Genomic DNA, 18,401 nt, shown 5'->3' on the forward strand with positions numbered 1-18,401 from the left:
ACGATGTCGAGGGCGACGGATGCGCCCACACCGAGGTTCGTCGTGCTTACGCCACCTGGCGACGGCTCCGCCGTGACGACGCTGCTCGCCTTCGAAGCCGCAGCGATCGTCAGATCGCCTCCTGTGAGGTGCGCGGTTCCCGCGAGCGCCGCGGAGGTCGTCTGGTTGACGATGGCCAGCGCGACGGAACCGGCGACCGAGATCTTGCCTCCGCCCGCACCGCTCGCCGCCTGAGCGCCGTAGGTCGAGGTGCTGTCTGCTCCGTTGACCGTCTCGGTGGCCGAGATGGTCAGGGCCTTCGCCGCTACCGTGTCGCCTGCGGGGAGGGCGGCCTGGTTGGTGACATCGGCGAGGGTGACCGCTACAGCTGCGCCGATGGTCGCGCCGGTGCCGTGGGAGGCCGTTCCGTCAGCGCTGGTCGTCGCATCCGTGTTCGCCGACGACGCCAGCGTGACGAGACCGCCCGACGTCAGCGTGATCCCCGGGCTCTCCAGGGTCGCCCGCGATGCGGTCGTCGCGACGACGACGGCGACGGCAGCCGCCGCGTTGACCTTGCCGTCGGAGGTCGAAGCGCTCGGCGTCGCCGTCGAACCGGATGCCGCTCCCCCATTGGCCGAGCTGGTCGCGTCCGCGTTGTCACGCTGGGTCTTGACCTGTTGGTCGACCCCGTCGCCGGACCCTCCGCCGCCGCCCGTGCCCGACCCGGTCGCTCCGTTCTCGGGCGCACCGCCGGCCGACGCGCTGGCGTTCGCGGCGCTCGAACTGGTTCCGGATGCCGACAGCGTGATCGCGCCCGTCGCCGTGATCGACCGGGCCGTCGTCGCGCTCACCGAGTGGTTCGCGACGACGAGTGCCAATCCCAGCCCCACACCCGCCGTGCCGGCGCCGACCACGATGGCCCCGGAGGTCGCGGATGCGCTCGCCGACTGCACCGCGGTCGCACTGAGCGCGCCGGTGAGGGTGAGCGCTGTGGCGGCTGTGCCGATCCGCGCCGTGGTCGTCACCGTCGAGAGGGTCACAGCGACCGCGGGCACGACGGCGACCTTGCCGCCGGCCGCTCCCATCTTCGCCTCGGTCGCTGCCGTGTCCGTCGCGGTCGCGTGGACGGTGATGCCTCCGGCGCCCGTGATGACGGAGCCGTCGGCGAGCATCGCCGTGGTCGTGTCGGTCACGAGGGCGAGCGCTACGGACGCGCCGACGCCCACAGTGCCGGCCGAGACGCCGGTGCCGTCGGCGGGGTCCGCCTTCGCGCTCGAGGCCAGGGCCGATGCCGCCGTCACCGCGAGGGTGCCGCCGGTGAGGTTCACCGCACCGGCGACCTGCGCGAGAGTGGTCTGGTCGACGATCACGAGGCCGAACGAACCGGCGACGGAGAGTTTCGCATCCGACGCGCCGGCACCGCTCGTCGCAGTGGCGGAGTCCGTCGAGACCTGGTCGCCTGCGTTGTTCGTGACCCCGGCCGAGAGGGTGAGCGACTTCGCCTTGACCATGTCGCCGGCGGGCAGTGTGGCCTGGTCGGTCGCGTGCACGAGGGTGACTGCCACGGCGGCGCCGATCGTGGCGGTTCCTCCGTGGGCGGCCGAGCCGTTGGCGCTGCTCGCGGCGTCGGTGTTCGCCGACGACGTCAGGCTGACCGCCCCGGTGGCCGTGAGCGTGACGCCGGTTCCGACGACCGTCGCCCGCGACGACGTGGTCGCGACGATCACCGCGACAGCGGCCGCGACGTTGATCTTGCCGTCGGCGGTCGAGGCGCTCGGGGCGGCGGTCGAACCGGAGCCGGAGGCGCCTGACCCGGCGGCCACGCCGTCGGCGTTCGTCCGGGCGGCGGCGACCTGGTCGTCGACTCCGGAACCCGCGGCTCCCCCGCCCTGCCCTTGGCCGGAGTCGGCGGGGTTCTGCGGCGCGCCGGATGCCGACGCCGTCGATGCGGCGGTCGAGGAGCTGGCGCCGGAAGCGGCCAGGGTGATGGCGGTCGCGGTGACAGATCGTGCGACCGACGCGCTGACCGAGGCGTTCGCGATGGTGAGCGCCAGTCCGAGACCCACCGCACCGGTGCCGCCCGCGACCGCGCCTTTCGCGGTGGAGGCCGCCGAGGCGACCTGCGTTGCGGATGCCCCGAATGCGCCCGTCAGGGTGAGGAGGGCTCCCGTGCCGACGCGCGCCGTGGTCCCGACGTTCGCGACCAGCACCGCCGCGTACGGTGCGACGGCGACGTTGCTGGCCGAGGCCGCGCCCGATGCTGTCACGGCTGCCGCGTCGGATGCGGTGGCCCCGAGGGTCACGTTGCGCGCCCCGGTGACGACCGAGCCGTCGCCCATCGACGCATCCGTCGTGTCGTTGACGATGGAGACCGCGGACGATGCGCCGATTCCGGTCGCCGGCGTTCCCGTGCCCGAGTCGGCCACCAGGGCCTGCGTCGTCACGCTGGACTTCGATGATGCCGTGGCCGTGAGGTCGGCCGTCGCACCGGTGAACGTCACGGTGGGTGCGTGGCCTGCGCCCGAGAGAAGGGCGGCGGATGTCGACAGTGCGACCGAAGAGACGGCCACCGAGCCTGCGACTCCGAGGCTTCCACCGCCTCCGGCTCCTGCCGTCGCGGTGGTGGTGAAGCGATCCGTGCTGTCTGCGACCCCTGCTGCGTTGGTGGGGTTCACTCCCGCGGAGAGCGTAAGAGCCTTCGCGTGGATGGTTGCCTGCGGCCCGACGTTCGCACGGATGGATGCGTCGGCCGCGGTGATGGCGATTGCTGCGGCGATCGTCGTGGAGCCCGGTGGTGCGCGGGTGGACGGTGCGCCGGTCGCGGTCGAGGTCGCCGAGTCGTTGAGGGTCGCCGTGATGCTCACGACACCTGCGGTGATGGTGACGCCGTCCACAGAGGCGTCGGCCGAGGCCGAGTGGACGGTCAGCGCGAGCGCAGCCGCTGCCGAGACCGTGCCTGCCGGCGTGCTCGGCTCGGGGGCGTTGCCCGGCCCGCTGCCGCCGTTGCCGCCCGGAAGCGCTCCGCCCGAGGTGGGCGCCGCGCCGTTCGCGAACGACCGGGCTTCGGTCACCTGGGAGGTCGGGGTCGGCTGGTCGCCGTTGCCGGGGGCCCCGGTGGCCGACGCGGATGCGGTCGTCGACGTCAAGGACGCCCCGGTTGCGGCGAAGGTTGCGTTGCCGGCCGCGGTCACATCCCGATGGGTCGTCGCCCGCACGGTGTGCGTAGCGAAGGTGAGAGCGATCGCGATGCCGACCGCCGCGCCGGCCGAGTTGACTTCGCCCGTGGCCGTCGTCGTCGCCGACGCCCGCTCGTCGGCGCTCGCCGTGAACGTTCCGGTCAGCACCAGCGGTGCACCCGTGCCGACGATGGCGGTCGTGGCGACGTTCGAGGTGGTGATCGCCACGACCGGAGCGATCGCGATGTTCGGCGACGAGACGCCGCCGTGCGCCACGGTGGTCGCGGGCGCGATCGCGGACGACGTGAGGGCAAGGTTGTGGGCGCCGGTCAGCGCCGATCCGTCCTGGAGTCCTGCGCTGGTCGTGTCGTTGAGGATGTTCAGTGCGACGGTCGCGCCGATCCCGGCGGTCTGGCCCGCGACGGAACCCGGTAGCGCCTTGACGTCGCTGGCGTTGTTCGTGTGCGCGGCGATGGCCACATCCGCACCCCCGACGGCGACCGGGCCTCCGGGCGCGACGCTCGCACTCGTGTTCAGCGTGACCACGTTGACGGCGAGCGACCCCGCGACGCCGACGTTCGACGCTCCGCCTGCACCCGACGTCGAGGTCGCACCGAAGGTGTTCGCGTTGCCTGTCGTGGGCTGCTGGGCCACCGCATCCACCGACACCTTCGGCGACGTGAAGGTGGCGTTGCCCACATAGGACGAGGTGGTCTGGTCGGCCGCCGTGACCGCTACGGCTGTGCCGACACCGGCCGAGCTGCCGCCGACCGTGCTGCCGTCCGCCGTACTGGTCGCGCTGCCGGACGAACCTGCGTGAACGGAGACGGGTGCCGAGCCCGTCGTCGGTCCGCTCGTGTTCGAGACGGCTATCACGAGTCCGCCGCCGACCGGCGCGATGTACGCGGTGGTCTTCTGGGTGACGCTGGTGAAGGCGAGCGCGCCGGCGATGCTGATGACACCCCCGGGAGCGTTCGCGTAGCCGCCGGGGTGCGACGCGGTCGAGGTGCTGTCGCTCGGCGTCGAGTTGTTCTGGGTCGAGCCGCCCGGGCTCGCCGTGGCGACGGTGACGACGGTGTTGTTCGAGTCGGCCGCGACCACGAGGCTGCCCGCATCGACTCCGTGACTGCTGTGGCTGTCGATGTATGCCGCCGTGTTCGTCGTCACCCGAGAGACCGCGATCCCGGCGCCTGCGGTGGCCACGGTTCCGTTGCCTGTCGTCGTCACGTTCGTCGCGTTCTTCGCGATGACGAACAGGACTCCGCGGGCCGAGACGGTCGAGTCGTCGGACACGTGGGTGATCGCGCTGCTGTCGATATTCGCGGTGGCGACCGCCGCATCCACGCTCGTCGACGCACCCGTGCCCGTCGACGTGACGATCGCCTGCATCGACGACGAACTGCGCAGCGTGACGTCGCCCGTCGCATCCAGCACCGATGCGCCGGTGACGGCGACCTGCGCCGACGACGATGCGCTCACCGTGTTCACGCCGGGAATGGATCCTGCGCCGGGTGTCTGCGATGCGGTCGCCTCGAGGTCGATGGACCGGGCGTGGATCGTCGCGCCGTTCACGGTGACGGAGGCGGATGCCCGGGAGCTGCCCGTCTGCGTGTCAGTCGCGTTGAGCAACACGGTGCCCGCTCCGCTCCCACCGCGGGTGTCGATCGTCACACCGGAGTTCACGATGATCGTCGGAGCGTCGATCTCGAGGTTCACACCGGCGAGGATCAGGTTGCCGATGATCACGACCGTGACACCTGTCGCGGTGTCGACGATCTTCAGCGACGTGGTCGGCACGGCGAAGTCGACCATTTCCATGGCGCCCGTGAGGCTCTTCACCCTGATCTGGCCTGGCGTCGGGCTCGGTCCGACCTGCAGCGTGTCGTTCGGTGTCGTGCCGGTGACCACCAGGTCGGAGGTGCCGGTCACCGTGATCGGCTCGAGGCCCGAATAGGCGATCGTCCTGCCCCCGAACGTGATGGTGCCCGACTGGCTTCCGCTCGGGATGCTCGTGACCTGGCCGCCCGATCCGCTCAGGACGAGCGTGTCGAACCCGCCCGCGCCACCGTCGAGGCGCCCACTGATGCTGCCGCCGTGCTGGAACGTGAAGGTGTCCTTGTTGCCGGCGGCGCCCTGCAGGTTCCCGAAACCGGTGAACCGCTGGCCGGCGACCGTGCCCGCGTCGTGGCCGTCGATCGACCAGGATGCGTCGCCGGACGGCCCGACGATCGTGTTGCCGCTGCCCGACGCCGAGATGGTGCGTGCTCCGGTGTAGTCGAGCGCGGTCAGACCCGCGCCGGTCACGGATCCCGACCCGGCACTCGCGACGCTCCAGCGGAGCTGGTCGCCGATCACCGAGAGGAGGTCGGAGCCGCTGCCGGCGAACGAGACCGGAACCGAGATCGGTCCGGTCGACGTGTCGAAGGTGAGGCTGACCACCTGGCCGCCGACTGTCGTCACGTGCAGCCCGAGCAACGAGGAGATGGGGCGCCGCGTCTCGACGCCGTTGTCGACGATCACCAGGTCGGTGCCGTCGATCCTCACGGTGATCGAATGGTTCGTGGAGGTGGCTCCCGGGGTGTAGGTCCACGGGGAGGGGGTCGTCGTGGTGGGCGTGGCCGGGGTGGTCGGAGTGGTGGTGGTCGGGGTGGTCGGGGTGGTCGGGGTCGCAGCGGGCGTGCTTGCGTCCGTCGGGGCTGCGGGGGCGGCTGCGGAGCCGGATGCGGGAGCGCTCGCCGGGCCTGCGGGCGCGGTTCCGGCATCCGGAGTCCCTGAAGGAGTGGGAGTCGGGGCGACGGTCGGGTCAGGGGCGGGCGTCGCGGGGGCCGGAGTCGGGGCTGGCGCAGGAGCCGGAGTGGGCGCTGGCGCAGGAGCCGGAGCGGGCGCTGGCGCGGGAGCAGGGGCTGGCGCGGGAGCCGCCGCTGGTGCGGGAGCCGGAACGGTTGCGGAGGTCGCGGCCGGCCCGGCCGCTGGGGCCGGGGTCGCCGGATCGGACGCCGCAGCCGGGTCGTCCGCCGGGAGGATCGTGAGCCTGACCACGTCGCGAGCCGCTCCGCGACCACCGGCGATGGTTGCGGTGTGCGGTGCCGCATCCGCCTGGTTCGAGGTCGACGGTGCGGGGGTGGGGGTCGGTGTTGGAGTTGGAGTCGGAGTCTGAGTCGGTGTCGGTGTCGATGTCGGTGTCGGAGTCGGAGTCGGAGTCGGAGTCGGAGTCGGCGTCGGGCTCGGGCTGGGAGTCGGTGTTGGCGTCGGGGTGGGTGTCGGAGTCGGGCTCGGCGTCGGCGTGCTTCCGACCTGCGACGGACCGGTCGTTCCGGGGCCGCAGGTCAGCGTGCTGCTCGACGTCGACGTGCTCGACGAGCTCGTCACGGTCCCGTTGCCGCTCGTGGTCGTCGGCGAGGGGCTCGGCGTGGAGCTGGGCGTGTTGGACGAGCTGACGCAGTTGGTGCCGTGGGGGGTCGACGGTCCGTGGGTCGCGGAGGCCTGCGCCGCGGCCCGAGCCGCGGCCGTCTGCGCGGCGGCCTGCTGGGCGAGCTGCGCCCGGCCGGCGGCGATGATCGCCGCGAGAACCCGTGGATCGATCGTGACCCGTCGAACGATGGTGGTCGTCCGGGTCGGTGTCTGCTGCGTGACGGGCGTGGTGACCTGCACCGTCCTGGGCACGACCGACGGCGGTCCCGCGACGGGAACGAGCGTCGGCGTCTGCAGTGCGGCAGGCGCGGCCGCAGCCGGTTTGGTCAGCGCGGAGGCATCCGCGATCGGGACGAACACGACGGCTTGTGCGATGCCGAGCGCCAGGGCCGATACGACCGCGAGCGTGCCCCACAATCCGTGATGACGTCGAAGCAACGGGGCTTCGTCACCCGTGGCGTCGGACGGAGTGGGACCGGATTTGCGGGCGCGCTGGGGGCTGGTCTGATGGACCCTGGGTCCGGGCTCGGGCCAAGCCATTGCGCACCCCCAATGCTGCTGAACAGCGCGGCTCCCCAACATTTTGCGGGCGCCCTACGTTCCTCATCCGAACGCCGACCGAAACCGTGTGCACGAAGTTGGTGTGGTGTCGGCGGAGCGCATTCGTGAGAATCCCCTCTCACTGACAACTAAGCACCATAGGCCTGTTCGGGGGCCACACGCAAGCAAATTGCGTATACACCACCAGACGCACGAAATCGCGTCAAAACGCCGAAATCTCAGGCATTTCGCGCATCCCATGCCGCCTCCTGACCCCTCTTTTGGGGGTAGGGACGGAGGTCTCTCCTGCGCATGCCCCGGCGGGCATGAACCATGCGGCCCGGAGCATGCGCCGAGTGTGGCCGGTGCGGCCGAGAGTGCCCGCAACACCTGTCACACTCGACCGGATCCTGCACCCTCGTGCCATCGCCGCCGTAGGGTTGCTGCATGACCGATGCACTTGGGCTCGCCCGCGGGCGGGTCGCCGGGATCGCCCGGGAGGGATGCACGTGACAGCGGACAAGAAGGCCCTCGCGAGCATCGACGAGATTCTCCACGACGGCGAGAAGGTGACCGCGACGCTGCGGGCGGTTCTCTCGCTGTCGAACTCGAGCTATGCGAACCCGACCGGGTTGCTCGCTCTCTCGAACGAACGCGTGATCTTCGCGGGACACGTGCGACACACGCTCACGCTGGTGACGCATCCGCTCACCGACATCCTCTCGGTGGACTTCGAGCGCAGCGTGCTCAACTCGTTCCTGCGCCTGCGGACCGGCGACGCGACTGCTCCGACCGTCACGACTTTCCGCCCGGACCCCGGGCATGCGCAGGCGTTCGTCGACGCCGTGACGGCAGCTGTCGAGCACGCGCGGACCGCGGGGCTGTCGACCCCATCCGCATCCCCCGCGCCCGCATCCGCCGCCCCCGCATCCGCGCCCGCATCCGCCGCGCCCGCATCCGCGCCGCCGCCATCCGCAACGCCGGCACCCTCGACGTCCTCTTCGACCGCCGACGAGCTGGCGAAGATCGCCGACCTCCACGACCGCGGCGCGCTCACCGACGAAGAGTTCGCCGCCGCCAAGGCGAAGATCCTCGGCACCTGACGCCCCACCCTCCGCGACTTGGCAGTTGTGGTCGTTATTCTCGCTCGCGGAACGACCACGACTGCCAACTCGCTGCCACGGACCGGGCACCGGGACCACTCATCGAAGGAGGCGCTGAATCGGATCGTGCGGCGCTGTTGGACAGATCGGCGGCGGCGCGGAAATGTAGAGGTACACGCCTGCACGAAAGAAGACACCCATGTCGTACGAACCTGCCCCGTCCCGCTATGACCGCATGCAGTATCGCCGCACCGGGCGGTCGGGACTCGACCTGCCCGCACTCTCCCTCGGGCTTTGGCACAACTTCGGTGACGACCGCCCCTACGAGACCCAGCGGGCGATCGTACGCCGCGCATTCGACCTCGGCATCACCCACTTCGACCTGGCGAACAACTACGGCCCGCCGTACGGTTCGGCAGAGATCAACTTCGGTCGCCTCGTTAAAGACGACCTGCGTCCGTTCCGCGACGAGATCGTTGTCTCGTCCAAAGCCGGCTGGGACATGTGGGCGGGCCCCTACGGGCAGGGCGGCGGCAGCCGGAAATACGTTCTCGCCAGCCTCGACCAGTCCCTCGGCCGGCTCGGCCTCGACTACGTCGACATCTTCTATTCGCACCGGCCGGACCCGACGACGCCGCTCGAAGAGACCATGGCCGCACTCGACACAGCGGTGCGTTCCGGCAAGGCGCTGTATGTCGGCATCTCGTCGTACAGCGCGGAAGACACACGGCGTGCGGCGGCGATCCTCGCCGACCTCGGGACTCCTCTGCTCATCCACCAGCCGTCGTATTCCATGCTGAACCGCTGGATCGAGAACGAAGGGCTCCTCGACGCGGCCGGCGAGCTCGGCATCGGCGTCATCGGCTTCACGGCGCTCGCGCAGGGGATGCTCACGGGAAAGTACCTCGACGGCATCCCTGCCGGCTCCCGGGCGTCCGAGAACTCGTCGCTCGACCAGTCGATGCTGTCCGAAGAGGCGCTCGACCACATCCGGGCACTCGACGCGATAGCGCGCGGGCGCGGGCAGACGCTCGCGCAGCTCGCGCTCGCCTGGGCGCTCCGGGATGCACGGGTCACGTCGCTCGTGACCGGCGCGAGCAGTGTCGCCCAGCTCGAACAGAACGTGGGCGCGCTCGACAGGCTTGACTTCACGGCCGATGAGCTTGCGGCGATCGACGTCCACGCCGTCGACACCGGGGTCGACCTGTGGGCGTCGGCTCGACGTGGCGAGCAGCTCGGGTAGTACCACGCGACTGCCGCGCTGTCATCCCCTAGATATCGGCCGAGGCCGCCTCTACTTTCGATACAGCACTCCGGATGCTGCACCGAGGGGGCCGTAGACGGACGGACAGACGGTGTATTCCCGGTGTGCGCGGGGCGAGTTCCCGGGGGCGTGGTCTGGTCGACCCGCCCCCGGAACTCGGCACAGACGGTCGGTCAGTCCGCTTCGCGGATCGGCCGGATGAGGTCGGGACTATCGCCGGTGACCGGTCCGACCTCGTCGAAGACGAGCTGGTCGGCGACGGTCACGGCCGCCCGCACGGCCTCGTCGAGGAGTGCCTGATCCCCTACGACGGTGGGGTCGATCCAGTGATCCCAGAGCTCGCGCGGCAGCGGAACCGGGTTGCGGTCGTGGATGTGCTCGAGGGTCTGCACCGCGTCCGAGGTGAGGATCGTCGCGGTCAGGTGCCAGCGATCCTCGTCGCCGCGCGCCTTCGCAGGGTCTGCCCACCAGGCGTACAGCCCGGCGAATCCCATCAGCTCGCCGTCGGCCGCGTGGATGAAATACGGCGTCTTCTTCTTCGTCTCGGGGTCGGTCTGCCATTCGTAATAGCCGATCGCCGGCACGATGGCTCGCTTCGAGACGACGGATGCTTTGAACATCGGCTTCTCAGCCGCCGACTCGGCGCGCGCGTTGAAGGTTGGCACCTTCGTTTTCAGCTCTTTGGACCACGACGGCACGAGCGACCACCGGGCCAGCTCGAGGCGACGGACCGGAGCCTCGTCGCCCTTCTTGCTCTCGAGCAGGATCGGCACCTTGTCGGTGGGGCTGATGTTGTAGCTCGGCCGCCAGTCGCGGAAGTCCCCGCCTTCGGCGACGAACTCCTGGATCAGGTCGTCAGTCTCTTTGTCCATTGCGAAACGCCCGCACATGCATACAGGCTACGGCCACCCACCGACGTGCTGGCGGGCCAAACTGCGCTGCCCGCATCCGCTCACGGCGTCTTGGCGCCGATTGATTGCCACAAGGTCTTGCCTTCGCGTGTCTGTTCGCCAATATTTTGGCGAGTAATCACACGAGGCGCAGGCGCGCGACGAGCACGCGCGGCGGCTCAGCGGCGGCGGAGTTCTCCGGCGGCGGGGCAGTCGAACGGGTCGCGGGCCGAGAGGCCGACGCGGTTGAGGTAGCGCACCACGATGCCGTACGACTTCGGGAGGGTCGTCTCGGTGTAGAGGATGTCCTCGTTCGCGCAGTGCTCTCTGACGATCGCAGCGGCTTTGCGCAAGTGCGGCCGCGGCATGTTCGGAAACAGGTGGTGCTCGATCTGGTAGTTGAGCCCGCCCATGAAGGTCGACATGCCGGTACCGCGGATGTTGCGCGAGGTCAGAACCTGCTTGCTCAGGAAGTCGACCTTGACGCCGGGCTCGATGATCGGCATGCCTTTGTGGTTGGGGGCGAAGGATGCTCCCATGTACACGCCGAACACGGCGAGCTGCACGCCGATGAACGCGAAGGCCATGCCCAGCGGAAGGAAGGTGAAGATCGCGCCGAAGTAGATCGCGAAGCGGAGTGCGATGAACACGATCTCGCGGGCCCGGCCATCGACCTTGTCTTTGCCGAACAGGGTGCGGAAGGAGAGCGCGTGGAGGTTGAAGCCTTCGAGCAGCAGGAGCGGGAAGAAGAGGTAGCCCTGGCGTTTGGTGATCGCGCGCACGATTCCGCGTGATCGCGCGGCGTCTTCTTCGAGGAACGACACCGTGTCGACGTTGATGTCGGGGTCTTTGCCGATGGTGTTCGGGTTGGCGTGGTGGCGGCTGTGCTTGGTCATCCACCACGCGTAGCTGATGCCGACGACGGCTGTCGCGAGCAGCCGCCCTGCGCGGTCGTTCGCCGGCCCGGAGGCCAGCACCTGACGGTGGGAGGCTTCGTGAGCCAGGAAGGCGAACTGCGTGAAGATCACACCGAGGGCAGCGGCGATGAGCAGCTGGAACCAGCTGTCGCCGAGCAGCACGAAACCGGTCGTGGCACCGCCGAGGGCGGCGACGAGGATGCCGAAGACGGTGATGTAGAACCACGGCGTGCGGCGGAGGAGACCGTGGTCGCGCACCGTGTTCAGCAGCGTCGAATACGTGTTCGTCACGCTCGGCGTCGAGTCGATGCGTTTGACCGTGCGACGCACCGGTCCCAGGGTTGAGGTCAGTGCCGTCATGAGCCAGCCCGTTCGTCGATCGACTTCCCAGCCGGCGGTCTCGGACAGACGTCCGCAGATGGCCCCAGCATAGGTCGGCGCGCTGATGAATGGCTGCGAAAGCCCGGGGGGCACGCCGAATTCAGAAATGACCCCCCTTCGGGGGAGACCGCTCGACCCAAAAAACGATGTAATCTCATTTTTATGAATAGGTGAGAAACAGTCACTTTTGTGTTGTCTCGCATCACGGCCTCGAAAAGTGGCTTCACCCGTTCGCAACCCGAAGTAACGCCTGTAACCCCGATAGCAGGGAAAGTCCTCGTGAATGCGTCTCACCTGCGTCGATCATCGTATCGACCGCCGTTCGCCCGATCGCAGTTCGTGCGGTCCGCCGAGCAGAGCGCCACGAACCTCCCCCCAGTCGGAGCCGGCGGCGGCGAAGCCGTTCGAGACCACGGCTTTCCCCCAGCCGCCGCCGGTTCTTCATTCGCGGGACGCGTCGGACGGAGCCGGCCATGACGGTCATCCGCCCCCGCCCGCTCGTCGACATCCCCCGCCGATCCCGCCGGCCGTATGTCGAACCGGAGCCCGGCACGAACTCGTCCCCGCGCGCTCCGCAGCTCCATTCGTCGGAACACGCCTGGGCCCGCTCGTACCGCGCCCGCCTCCGCGTGACCGACACGATCATCATCTTCGCCTCGATCGCAGCAGCGTTCGTCGCACGCTTCGGCATCGACGGGGTGGCGACGCAGGTGGCCGGGTTCCCCGTCGCCTACTTCACCATCTCCGTCATCATCGGAAGCTCCTGGGTCGTCGCGCTCTACGCGTACCACACACGCGATCCCCGGGTCGTGGGGATGGGGCTGTCCGAATACAAGCGCGTCGCCAACGCCAGCGCGCTGACCTTCGGGATCCTCGCCATCGCGTTCCTGGTGGCCAAGGTCGACATCGCCCGAGGCTATTTCGTGCTGGCGCTGCCCCTCGGCGCCACCGCACTCCTGGGCAGCCGCTGGATCTGGCGGCAGTGGCTGCTCAAACAACGCGCTTACGACCACTACCTCTCCCGCGCGCTCGTCGTGGGCGGCCGTGACGACGTCGAATACGTCGTGAAGCAGATCCAGCAGAAGTCGGGGGCGGCGTACAACGTCGTCGGTGCAGCACTCGAAGACCCCGGTGCCGGCAAGCTCGTCGTAGGCGACCGCGACGTCCCGATCGTCGCCAACCTCGACACGATCACCCAGGCGGCATCCAACCTGCATGTCGACAGCGTGATCGTCGCCGGCCAGCCGCAAGGCGGAGGCACGTTCATCCGCAACCTGGGCTGGGCGCTCGAAGGCACCGCGACCGACCTGGTACTGGCGTCGCGCCTCACCGACGTCGCCGGCCCGCGCATCCACTTCCGTCCCGTCGAGGGCCTCCCGCTCATCCACGTCGAGATCCCGCAGTTCGAGGGTGGCAAACACGTTCTCAAGCGCGCGCTCGACCTGGTGGTCAGCGGCATGGCCCTGCTCGTCCTGCTGCCGTTCATGGTCGCCGTTGGCATCGCCATCCGCCTCGACACCAAAGGCGACGCCCTGTTCCGCCAGGAGCGCGTCGGGCGCAACGGCTCGACGTTCCGGATGCTGAAGTTCCGTTCGATGGTTCAGGATGCGGAATCCGGCCTCGCCGCGCTCCAGGCGCGCAACCAGGGCGCCGGCGTGCTCTTCAAGATGAAGGACGACCCCCGCGTCACCCGCGTGGGGCGCTTCATCCGCAAGTTCTCGATCGACGAGCTCCCACAGCTGTGGAACGTGTTCGTCGGCGACATGAGCCTCGTCGGCCCGCGGCCTCCACTGCGCCGCGAAGTCGACGGGTACGAAACACACGTTCACCGCCGCCTGTACATCAAGCCAGGTCTCACCGGCATGTGGCAAGTGAACGGACGATCCGATCTCTCCTGGGACGAGAGCGTGCGCCTCGACCTGTACTACGTGGAGAACTGGTCGCTCACCGGAGACATCGTCATCCTCTGGCGCACGTTCCACGTGCTGGTCCATCCGACCGGGGCGTACTGAGACCCAACCGACCAACCACACAGACGACGACCTGGGGGCGACGCGAGTGAACGAGACAACAGAACCGACCACGCTGACGGCGCAGGTGCCGGCATGAGATCCCGCACGTGGATCATCGCCGGGCTTGCGGCCGCAGCGCTGATCATCGCCGGGGCAGTGACCGTCGACCACCTTCCTGGTCGTTCGGCGGCCGAGGGCCCGACCTCGGGCTCCTCCCCCTCGTCCACATCTTCGTCGCCCTCGTCCAACGCTCCCGGCGCGCCCACGACCGCGTCACCCGTCCCGACCCCTGACGGGGACGAGTCGGGGCCGCCGCAGAGCAAACGGTTCACGACCGAGGTGATCCCGGCGCCGCAGGCAAGGGGCTGCCGAAGTCGACCGCACTGCCCGAGCCCGTGAGCAATCCGCTGCCGAAGACGGCGAGCGCCGTCGGCTCGCTGGCAACCGGCTATCCGAGCGCACTGCTTCCGGCCGCGCCGCATTCGTCGATCACGACGAGCTCGGTCGCCTCGCAGGGCGCGCACCTCCAGGTCGCGCTGACCGCGAAGTCGTCGCTGGCCGTCCCCGACGTCCTCGCTTTCTACCGCACAGCGCTCGCGAAGTACGGGATGTACGACACCGCGTCGCCCGCGCTGAACGGCGCGACGGCGCTGACATTCAAGCGCGGCACGAACTCGGTCACGGTCAGCACCACGCCCGTGACCGGCGGCACGAAGTACGTCATCTACGGCGCCTTCACGGCGAAGAACTGACAGGGGCCACGATGTACCTCTCCTTCTCCGACCGCGGAAAGAATACGGCGACGGCCGAGCCCGAGTCCGAATCCGGATCCGAGACCGCATCCGCGACCGCGACCACGACCGAATCCGAGACCGGCACTGTACCCGAGAGCGCAGGGACCGCATCCGCCAGCGCCACCGGCACCACGCGCAAGACCGTCACCCGCGTCTCGTCGGTCGTGGTCAGCCTCGGCATCGTGAGCATGTTCACCGACATCTCCTCCGAGTCGGTCTCGGCGATCCTGCCGCTCTACATCACCGGCGTCCTCGGCCTGTCGACCGTGGCTTACGGTTTCATCGACGGCCTCTACCAGGGTGTCAGCGCGATCGTCCGGATCGCGGGCGGCTGGGCGGCGGACAAAGGCGACCAGCCCAAGTGGATCGCCTTCTTCGGGTACGGCGTCTCGGCGATCGCGCGCATCGGGCTGCTGTTCGCGACCGGGTTCGCCGCCATCACCGCCATCGTCACGATCGACCGGCTCGGCAAGGGCGTGCGCACCGCACCACGGGACGCCCTCATCTCGGCCTCGTCGACGCCGTCGAATCTCGGCCGCTCGTTCGGCGTGCACCGGATGCTCGACACGGTCGGCGCCGCGGTGGGCCCCCTTCTCGCGTTCCTGATCCTCTTCCTCATCCCCGACGGCTACAACACCGTGTTCGTGGTCTCGCTCGCCTGCGCGATCCTCGGTGTGGCCATCCTCGGGATCCTCGTTCCCAACAAGCGCCCGCGCGCCGACCGCGCAGCGGCCGACCACCGACCCCGCCACCCGTTCCGGTGGCGCCAGCTGAACGACCCCCGGCTGCGCCGCGTCCTGCTGGTCTCGGGCCTGTTCGGGCTGCTGACGATCGGCGACGGGTTCATCTACCTCGTGCTGCAGAGCCGCAGCTCGTTCGCCGCCGAGTGGTTCCCGCTCATGTACGTGGGCACCAACATCGCGTTCCTCGCCCTGGCGGTCCCGCTCGGCAGGCTGTCCGACCGGTTCGGGCGCGCCCGCGTCTTCGTCATCGGACACATCGCGCTGCTCGCGGCCTACATCTTCGCAGCGGTGCCCGTCGCCGGCATAGCCACGACCATCCTGTGCCTGGCCCTCCTCGGAACGTTCTACGCCGCCACCGACGGGATCCTCGCGGCCCTCGCCTCCGAGAGCACCCCCGCTGAGAGCCGCGGCACCGGGATCGCTGCAGCGCAGACCGTCGTCGCCCTCAGCCGCCTGGTCGCCTCCACCGGCTTCGGCCTGCTGTGGTTCGCGGTCGGGCGCGAGAGTGCAATGTTCATCGTCGCGATCGCGCTCGCTGCGGTCATCCCGATCGTCGCCTATCTGTTACGCGGGTTCTTCACGCAGCGCACCGCATCGTCGGGGAAGATGGCTGCATGACATCCCGTGCCCGCGTGTGGTTGCTCGCCGGGCTCACCGTCGTTCTCCTGGGCGGGGCGATCGTCTACGGGGTCATCGCCTTCGTCGACTACCAGGCCAGGGCGGGCGCACCCAGCCAGGTGCAGACCGTCGACTCGACGACGAAGGCGAGCGGGCCGCGGATCGTGTTCCGCAACACCGCATCGGGCGCCGGGTACGGGCTCGTCGCCTCCGTGCCGCTCGACGACCCGTCGGCCGCCCGCGCGGTCACGTCGCAGGCCTGCGACCGCGTGTACGCCACCGCCGACTACGAGATGTGCCTGCACGTCGATCGCGGCGTCGTCACGAAGTTCAACGCGACGCTCTTCGACCCGTCGTGGAAGGCGGTGAAGACGTGGCCGCTACCCGGCATCCCGAGTCGCACCCGCATCTCGCCCGACTCGAAGCTCGTCGCCCAGACCTCGTTCATCACCGGTTCGTCGTACGGCACCGTGGGCTTCTCGACCCAGACGACGATCTCGTCGACATCCGGTAAGGACTACGGCAACATCGAGGACTTCCGGTTCGTCGTCGACGGTGCGGCGGTGACGGCGTCCGACCGCAACTTCTGGGGGGTGACGTTCGCGCCGGACGACAACACGTTCTATGCGACAGGTGCGTCGGCCGGGCACACGTGGCTCGTTCGCGGGGATCTTGCGGCGCACACCCTGACGGCGATCCACGAGACGGCCGAGTGCCCCTCACTGTCGCCGGACGGCACCCGTGTCGCCTACAAGAAGAACGTGTCGACCACAGGGACTCCGTACTGGACGCTGGCGGTGTACGACCTGTCGACCGGCGCGGAGACGGTGCTCCCCGTCAAGGACAACGTCGACGACCAGGCCCTGTGGCTTGACGACTCGACCCTCTTGTACGGCCTGCCGAACCCGAAGGTCGTCGGCGACAGCAACGTGTGGTCGGTCGCAGCGGATGGGAAGAGTGCGCCGAAACTGTTCCTCGCACACGCCTGGTCCCCATCCGTCGTGCGCTGAGCGCGGCAGCAATTCGGGAACTTCGGCCACCGGAGCACGCCAGTCGGGCCGGATGGGTGCTTTCGGGCCGAATCCGTCACATCCGTCACACGGATTCCTGAATTCCTGACGTCGTCGGGCGCCGGACGCACCGCGTTCGTAAAACAGGAGTTCGTGTGACAGGAGTGAACTAAAGGGACGCGGATGCGCCGAATCGGGCCACATTCGTCCCTCCCGTCACACGAACTCCTGTTTTATGAACGCCAGGGGACGCGGGGCGGGGCGCGGCCCCGGCTAGAGCTCGAGCTCGGGCTCGAGGCCGGCGGCACGCGAGATGTACGCCGCGATCTCGAGCGCGCTCGTCGCGGCCGGTGAGGGCGCGTTCAGTACGTGGACCTGGCCGGGCGCGGTCTGGATGACGAAGTCGTCGGCGAGACTCCCGTCGCGCCGCACCGCTTGGGCCCGCACCCCGGAGCCCGCGCGCACGATGTCGGCGGTGCGCAGTTCCGGCACGAGGCGGGCGAGGCTGCGGGCGAAGAGCCGCCGCGACAGGGAGCGCAGCACCTCGTTCGCGCCCGTGCCGATGTTGCGGCTCGCCATGCGCAGGAATCCGGGGTAGCCGATCGCGTCGGCAGCGTCGCGGATGCTCACCGTGCGCCAGTCGTACCCTTCACGGGCCAGCGCCAGCACGGCGTTGGGGCCGGCATGCACCGTCCCGTCGATCATGCGCGTCAGGTGGACGCCGAGGAACGGGAGCTCGGGGTCGGGAACCGGGTAGATCAGTCCGTTGACCAGGTCTCGACGTTCGGGCACGAGCTCGTAGTATTCGCCGCGGAACGGCACGATGCGCACCTCGGGCTCGACCCCGGCCATCCGTGCAATGCGGTCGGCCTGCAGGCCGCCGCAGTTGATGAGCAGCTCGCTTTCGACTTCGCCCTTGCTGTGCACGACCCGGATTCCGGATGCAGTGGGCACGATCGCCTCGACCCGCGCGTCGGTGAGCATCTCGCCCCCGTGGAACGCGGCAAGCTCGGCGAGCTTCCGCGATACCGCCGCGTAGTCGATGATCCCTGTCGTCTCGACCCGGAGTGCCTGCACGGCCCGGACGTGCGGCTCGTATTCGCGGGCATCCTGGCCGGAGATGAGCCGAGACGGCACCCCGTTCGCCGCCGCACGTTCCGCGAGCACAGCCAGCCTGGGCAGTTCGGCTTCGTCGACGGCGACGATGAGTTTGCCGGGGATCCGGTACGGGATGCCGTTCGCGTGGGCGAATTCGACCATCGAGCGGTTGCCGGCCGCGCACATCCGGGCTTTCAGCGAGCCCGGCGCGTAGTAGGGGCCAGCGTGGATGACGCCGGAGTTGTGGCCGGTCTGGTGGGCCGCCCAGGTGTGCTCCTTCTCGAGCAGCGTCACAGCGCGTCCCTGGCGGGTGAGCCGTTCGGCGACGGCGAGACCCAGGATTCCGCCGCCGATGATCGTCACCGAGGTTGCGGGCATCTGGGTTCCTTGTTCGGGGCGGGCGATCTCGATCGTAGGGCGACGCGGCACAGGGAAGGAAAGACGTGAGGATTTTTCACCCTCGTT

The 18,401-nt window shown here is 69.3% G+C and carries 13 protein-coding genes (1 of these 13 only partly in view); 9 read left to right on the forward strand and 4 right to left on the reverse strand.

The window, feature by feature from the left end; all coding sequences use genetic code 11:
• On the reverse strand, nt 1–5,699 hold the beginning of the coding sequence (locus tag G3T36_RS02750; protein ID WP_193570847.1) for a beta strand repeat-containing protein. The gene continues 26,167 nt to the left of window position 1, outside the view; the window shows 5,699 of its 31,866 coding nt (coding positions 1–5,699); the start codon lies at nt 5,697–5,699; its stop codon lies beyond the left edge, outside the window.
• Nucleotides 5,700–5,760: 61 nt separating this feature from the next.
• On the opposite strand from G3T36_RS02750, the gene G3T36_RS19495 reads away from it, so the two are divergent.
• From G3T36_RS19495 to mgrA, 4 genes are all read left to right on the forward strand, one after another.
• Nucleotides 5,761–6,312: a hypothetical protein gene (locus G3T36_RS19495; RefSeq protein WP_193570848.1), complete on the forward strand. Its 552-nt coding sequence runs from the start codon at nt 5,761–5,763 to the stop codon at nt 6,310–6,312.
• A 96-nt stretch (nt 6,313–6,408) separates the two neighbouring features.
• Nucleotides 6,409–6,990 (forward strand): hypothetical protein, encoded by a 582-nt coding sequence (locus G3T36_RS02755; RefSeq protein ID WP_163287391.1) that lies wholly within the window; start codon nt 6,409–6,411, stop codon nt 6,988–6,990.
• A 625-nt stretch (nt 6,991–7,615) separates the two neighbouring features.
• Entirely contained in the window at nt 7,616–8,209 is a 594-nt protein-coding gene (locus tag G3T36_RS19675; RefSeq protein ID WP_163287878.1) for an SHOCT domain-containing protein, read from the forward strand.
• 199 nt (nt 8,210–8,408) lie between these two features.
• Entirely contained in the window at nt 8,409–9,452 is a 1,044-nt protein-coding gene (gene mgrA / locus G3T36_RS02765; RefSeq protein ID WP_163287879.1) for an L-glyceraldehyde 3-phosphate reductase, read from the forward strand.
• Nucleotides 9,453–9,646: 194 nt separating this feature from the next.
• Here mgrA and G3T36_RS02770 read toward each other — a convergent pair whose 3' ends face one another.
• Both G3T36_RS02770 and G3T36_RS02775 read right to left on the reverse strand, forming a co-directional pair.
• On the reverse strand, nt 9,647–10,363 hold the full coding sequence (locus G3T36_RS02770; RefSeq protein ID WP_163287880.1) for an SOS response-associated peptidase: 717 nt from the start codon (nt 10,361–10,363) through the stop codon (nt 9,647–9,649).
• Nucleotides 10,364–10,542: 179 nt separating this feature from the next.
• On the reverse strand, nt 10,543–11,640 hold the full coding sequence (locus G3T36_RS02775; RefSeq protein WP_163287881.1) for a fatty acid desaturase family protein: 1,098 nt from the start codon (nt 11,638–11,640) through the stop codon (nt 10,543–10,545).
• A gap of 494 nt (nt 11,641–12,134) precedes the next feature.
• Here G3T36_RS02775 and G3T36_RS02780 point away from each other — a divergent pair, with 494 nt between their 5' ends.
• The 5 genes from G3T36_RS02780 (at nt 12,135) to G3T36_RS02800 (ending at nt 16,838) form a co-directional block, all read left to right on the forward strand.
• Nucleotides 12,135–13,673: a sugar transferase gene (locus G3T36_RS02780; protein ID WP_163287882.1), complete on the forward strand. Its 1,539-nt coding sequence runs from the start codon at nt 12,135–12,137 to the stop codon at nt 13,671–13,673.
• Between the two features lie 93 nt (nt 13,674–13,766).
• Nucleotides 13,767–14,072, forward strand: coding sequence for a hypothetical protein (locus G3T36_RS02785; protein ID WP_163287883.1), 306 nt, complete (start codon nt 13,767–13,769; stop codon nt 14,070–14,072).
• Nucleotides 14,069–14,425 carry a hypothetical protein gene (locus G3T36_RS02790; RefSeq protein WP_163287884.1) on the forward strand — a complete coding sequence of 119 codons (357 nt, stop codon included), beginning with the start codon at nt 14,069–14,071 and terminating at the stop codon, nt 14,423–14,425. The genes G3T36_RS02785 and G3T36_RS02790 overlap by 4 nt, the downstream gene beginning before the upstream one ends.
• A gap of 11 nt (nt 14,426–14,436) precedes the next feature.
• Nucleotides 14,437–15,828, forward strand: a complete 1,392-nt coding sequence (locus tag G3T36_RS02795; RefSeq protein ID WP_163287885.1) for an MFS transporter — start codon at nt 14,437–14,439, stop codon at nt 15,826–15,828.
• Entirely contained in the window at nt 15,825–16,838 is a 1,014-nt protein-coding gene (locus G3T36_RS02800) for a TolB-like translocation protein (protein ID WP_163287886.1), read from the forward strand. Before G3T36_RS02795 ends, G3T36_RS02800 begins: the two co-directional genes overlap by 4 nt.
• A gap of 273 nt (nt 16,839–17,111) precedes the next feature.
• Here the strand turns inward: G3T36_RS02800 and lhgO are convergent, their stop codons facing one another.
• Nucleotides 17,112–18,314, reverse strand: coding sequence for an L-2-hydroxyglutarate oxidase (gene lhgO, locus G3T36_RS02805; RefSeq protein ID WP_163287887.1), 1,203 nt, complete (start codon nt 18,312–18,314; stop codon nt 17,112–17,114).
• Between the last annotated feature and the right edge of the window lie 87 nt (nt 18,315–18,401).

Origin of the sequence: Leifsonia tongyongensis, assembly GCF_010686705.1 — a bacterium.
Taxonomy (GTDB): Bacteria; Actinomycetota; Actinomycetes; order Actinomycetales; family Microbacteriaceae; genus Diaminobutyricibacter; species Diaminobutyricibacter tongyongensis.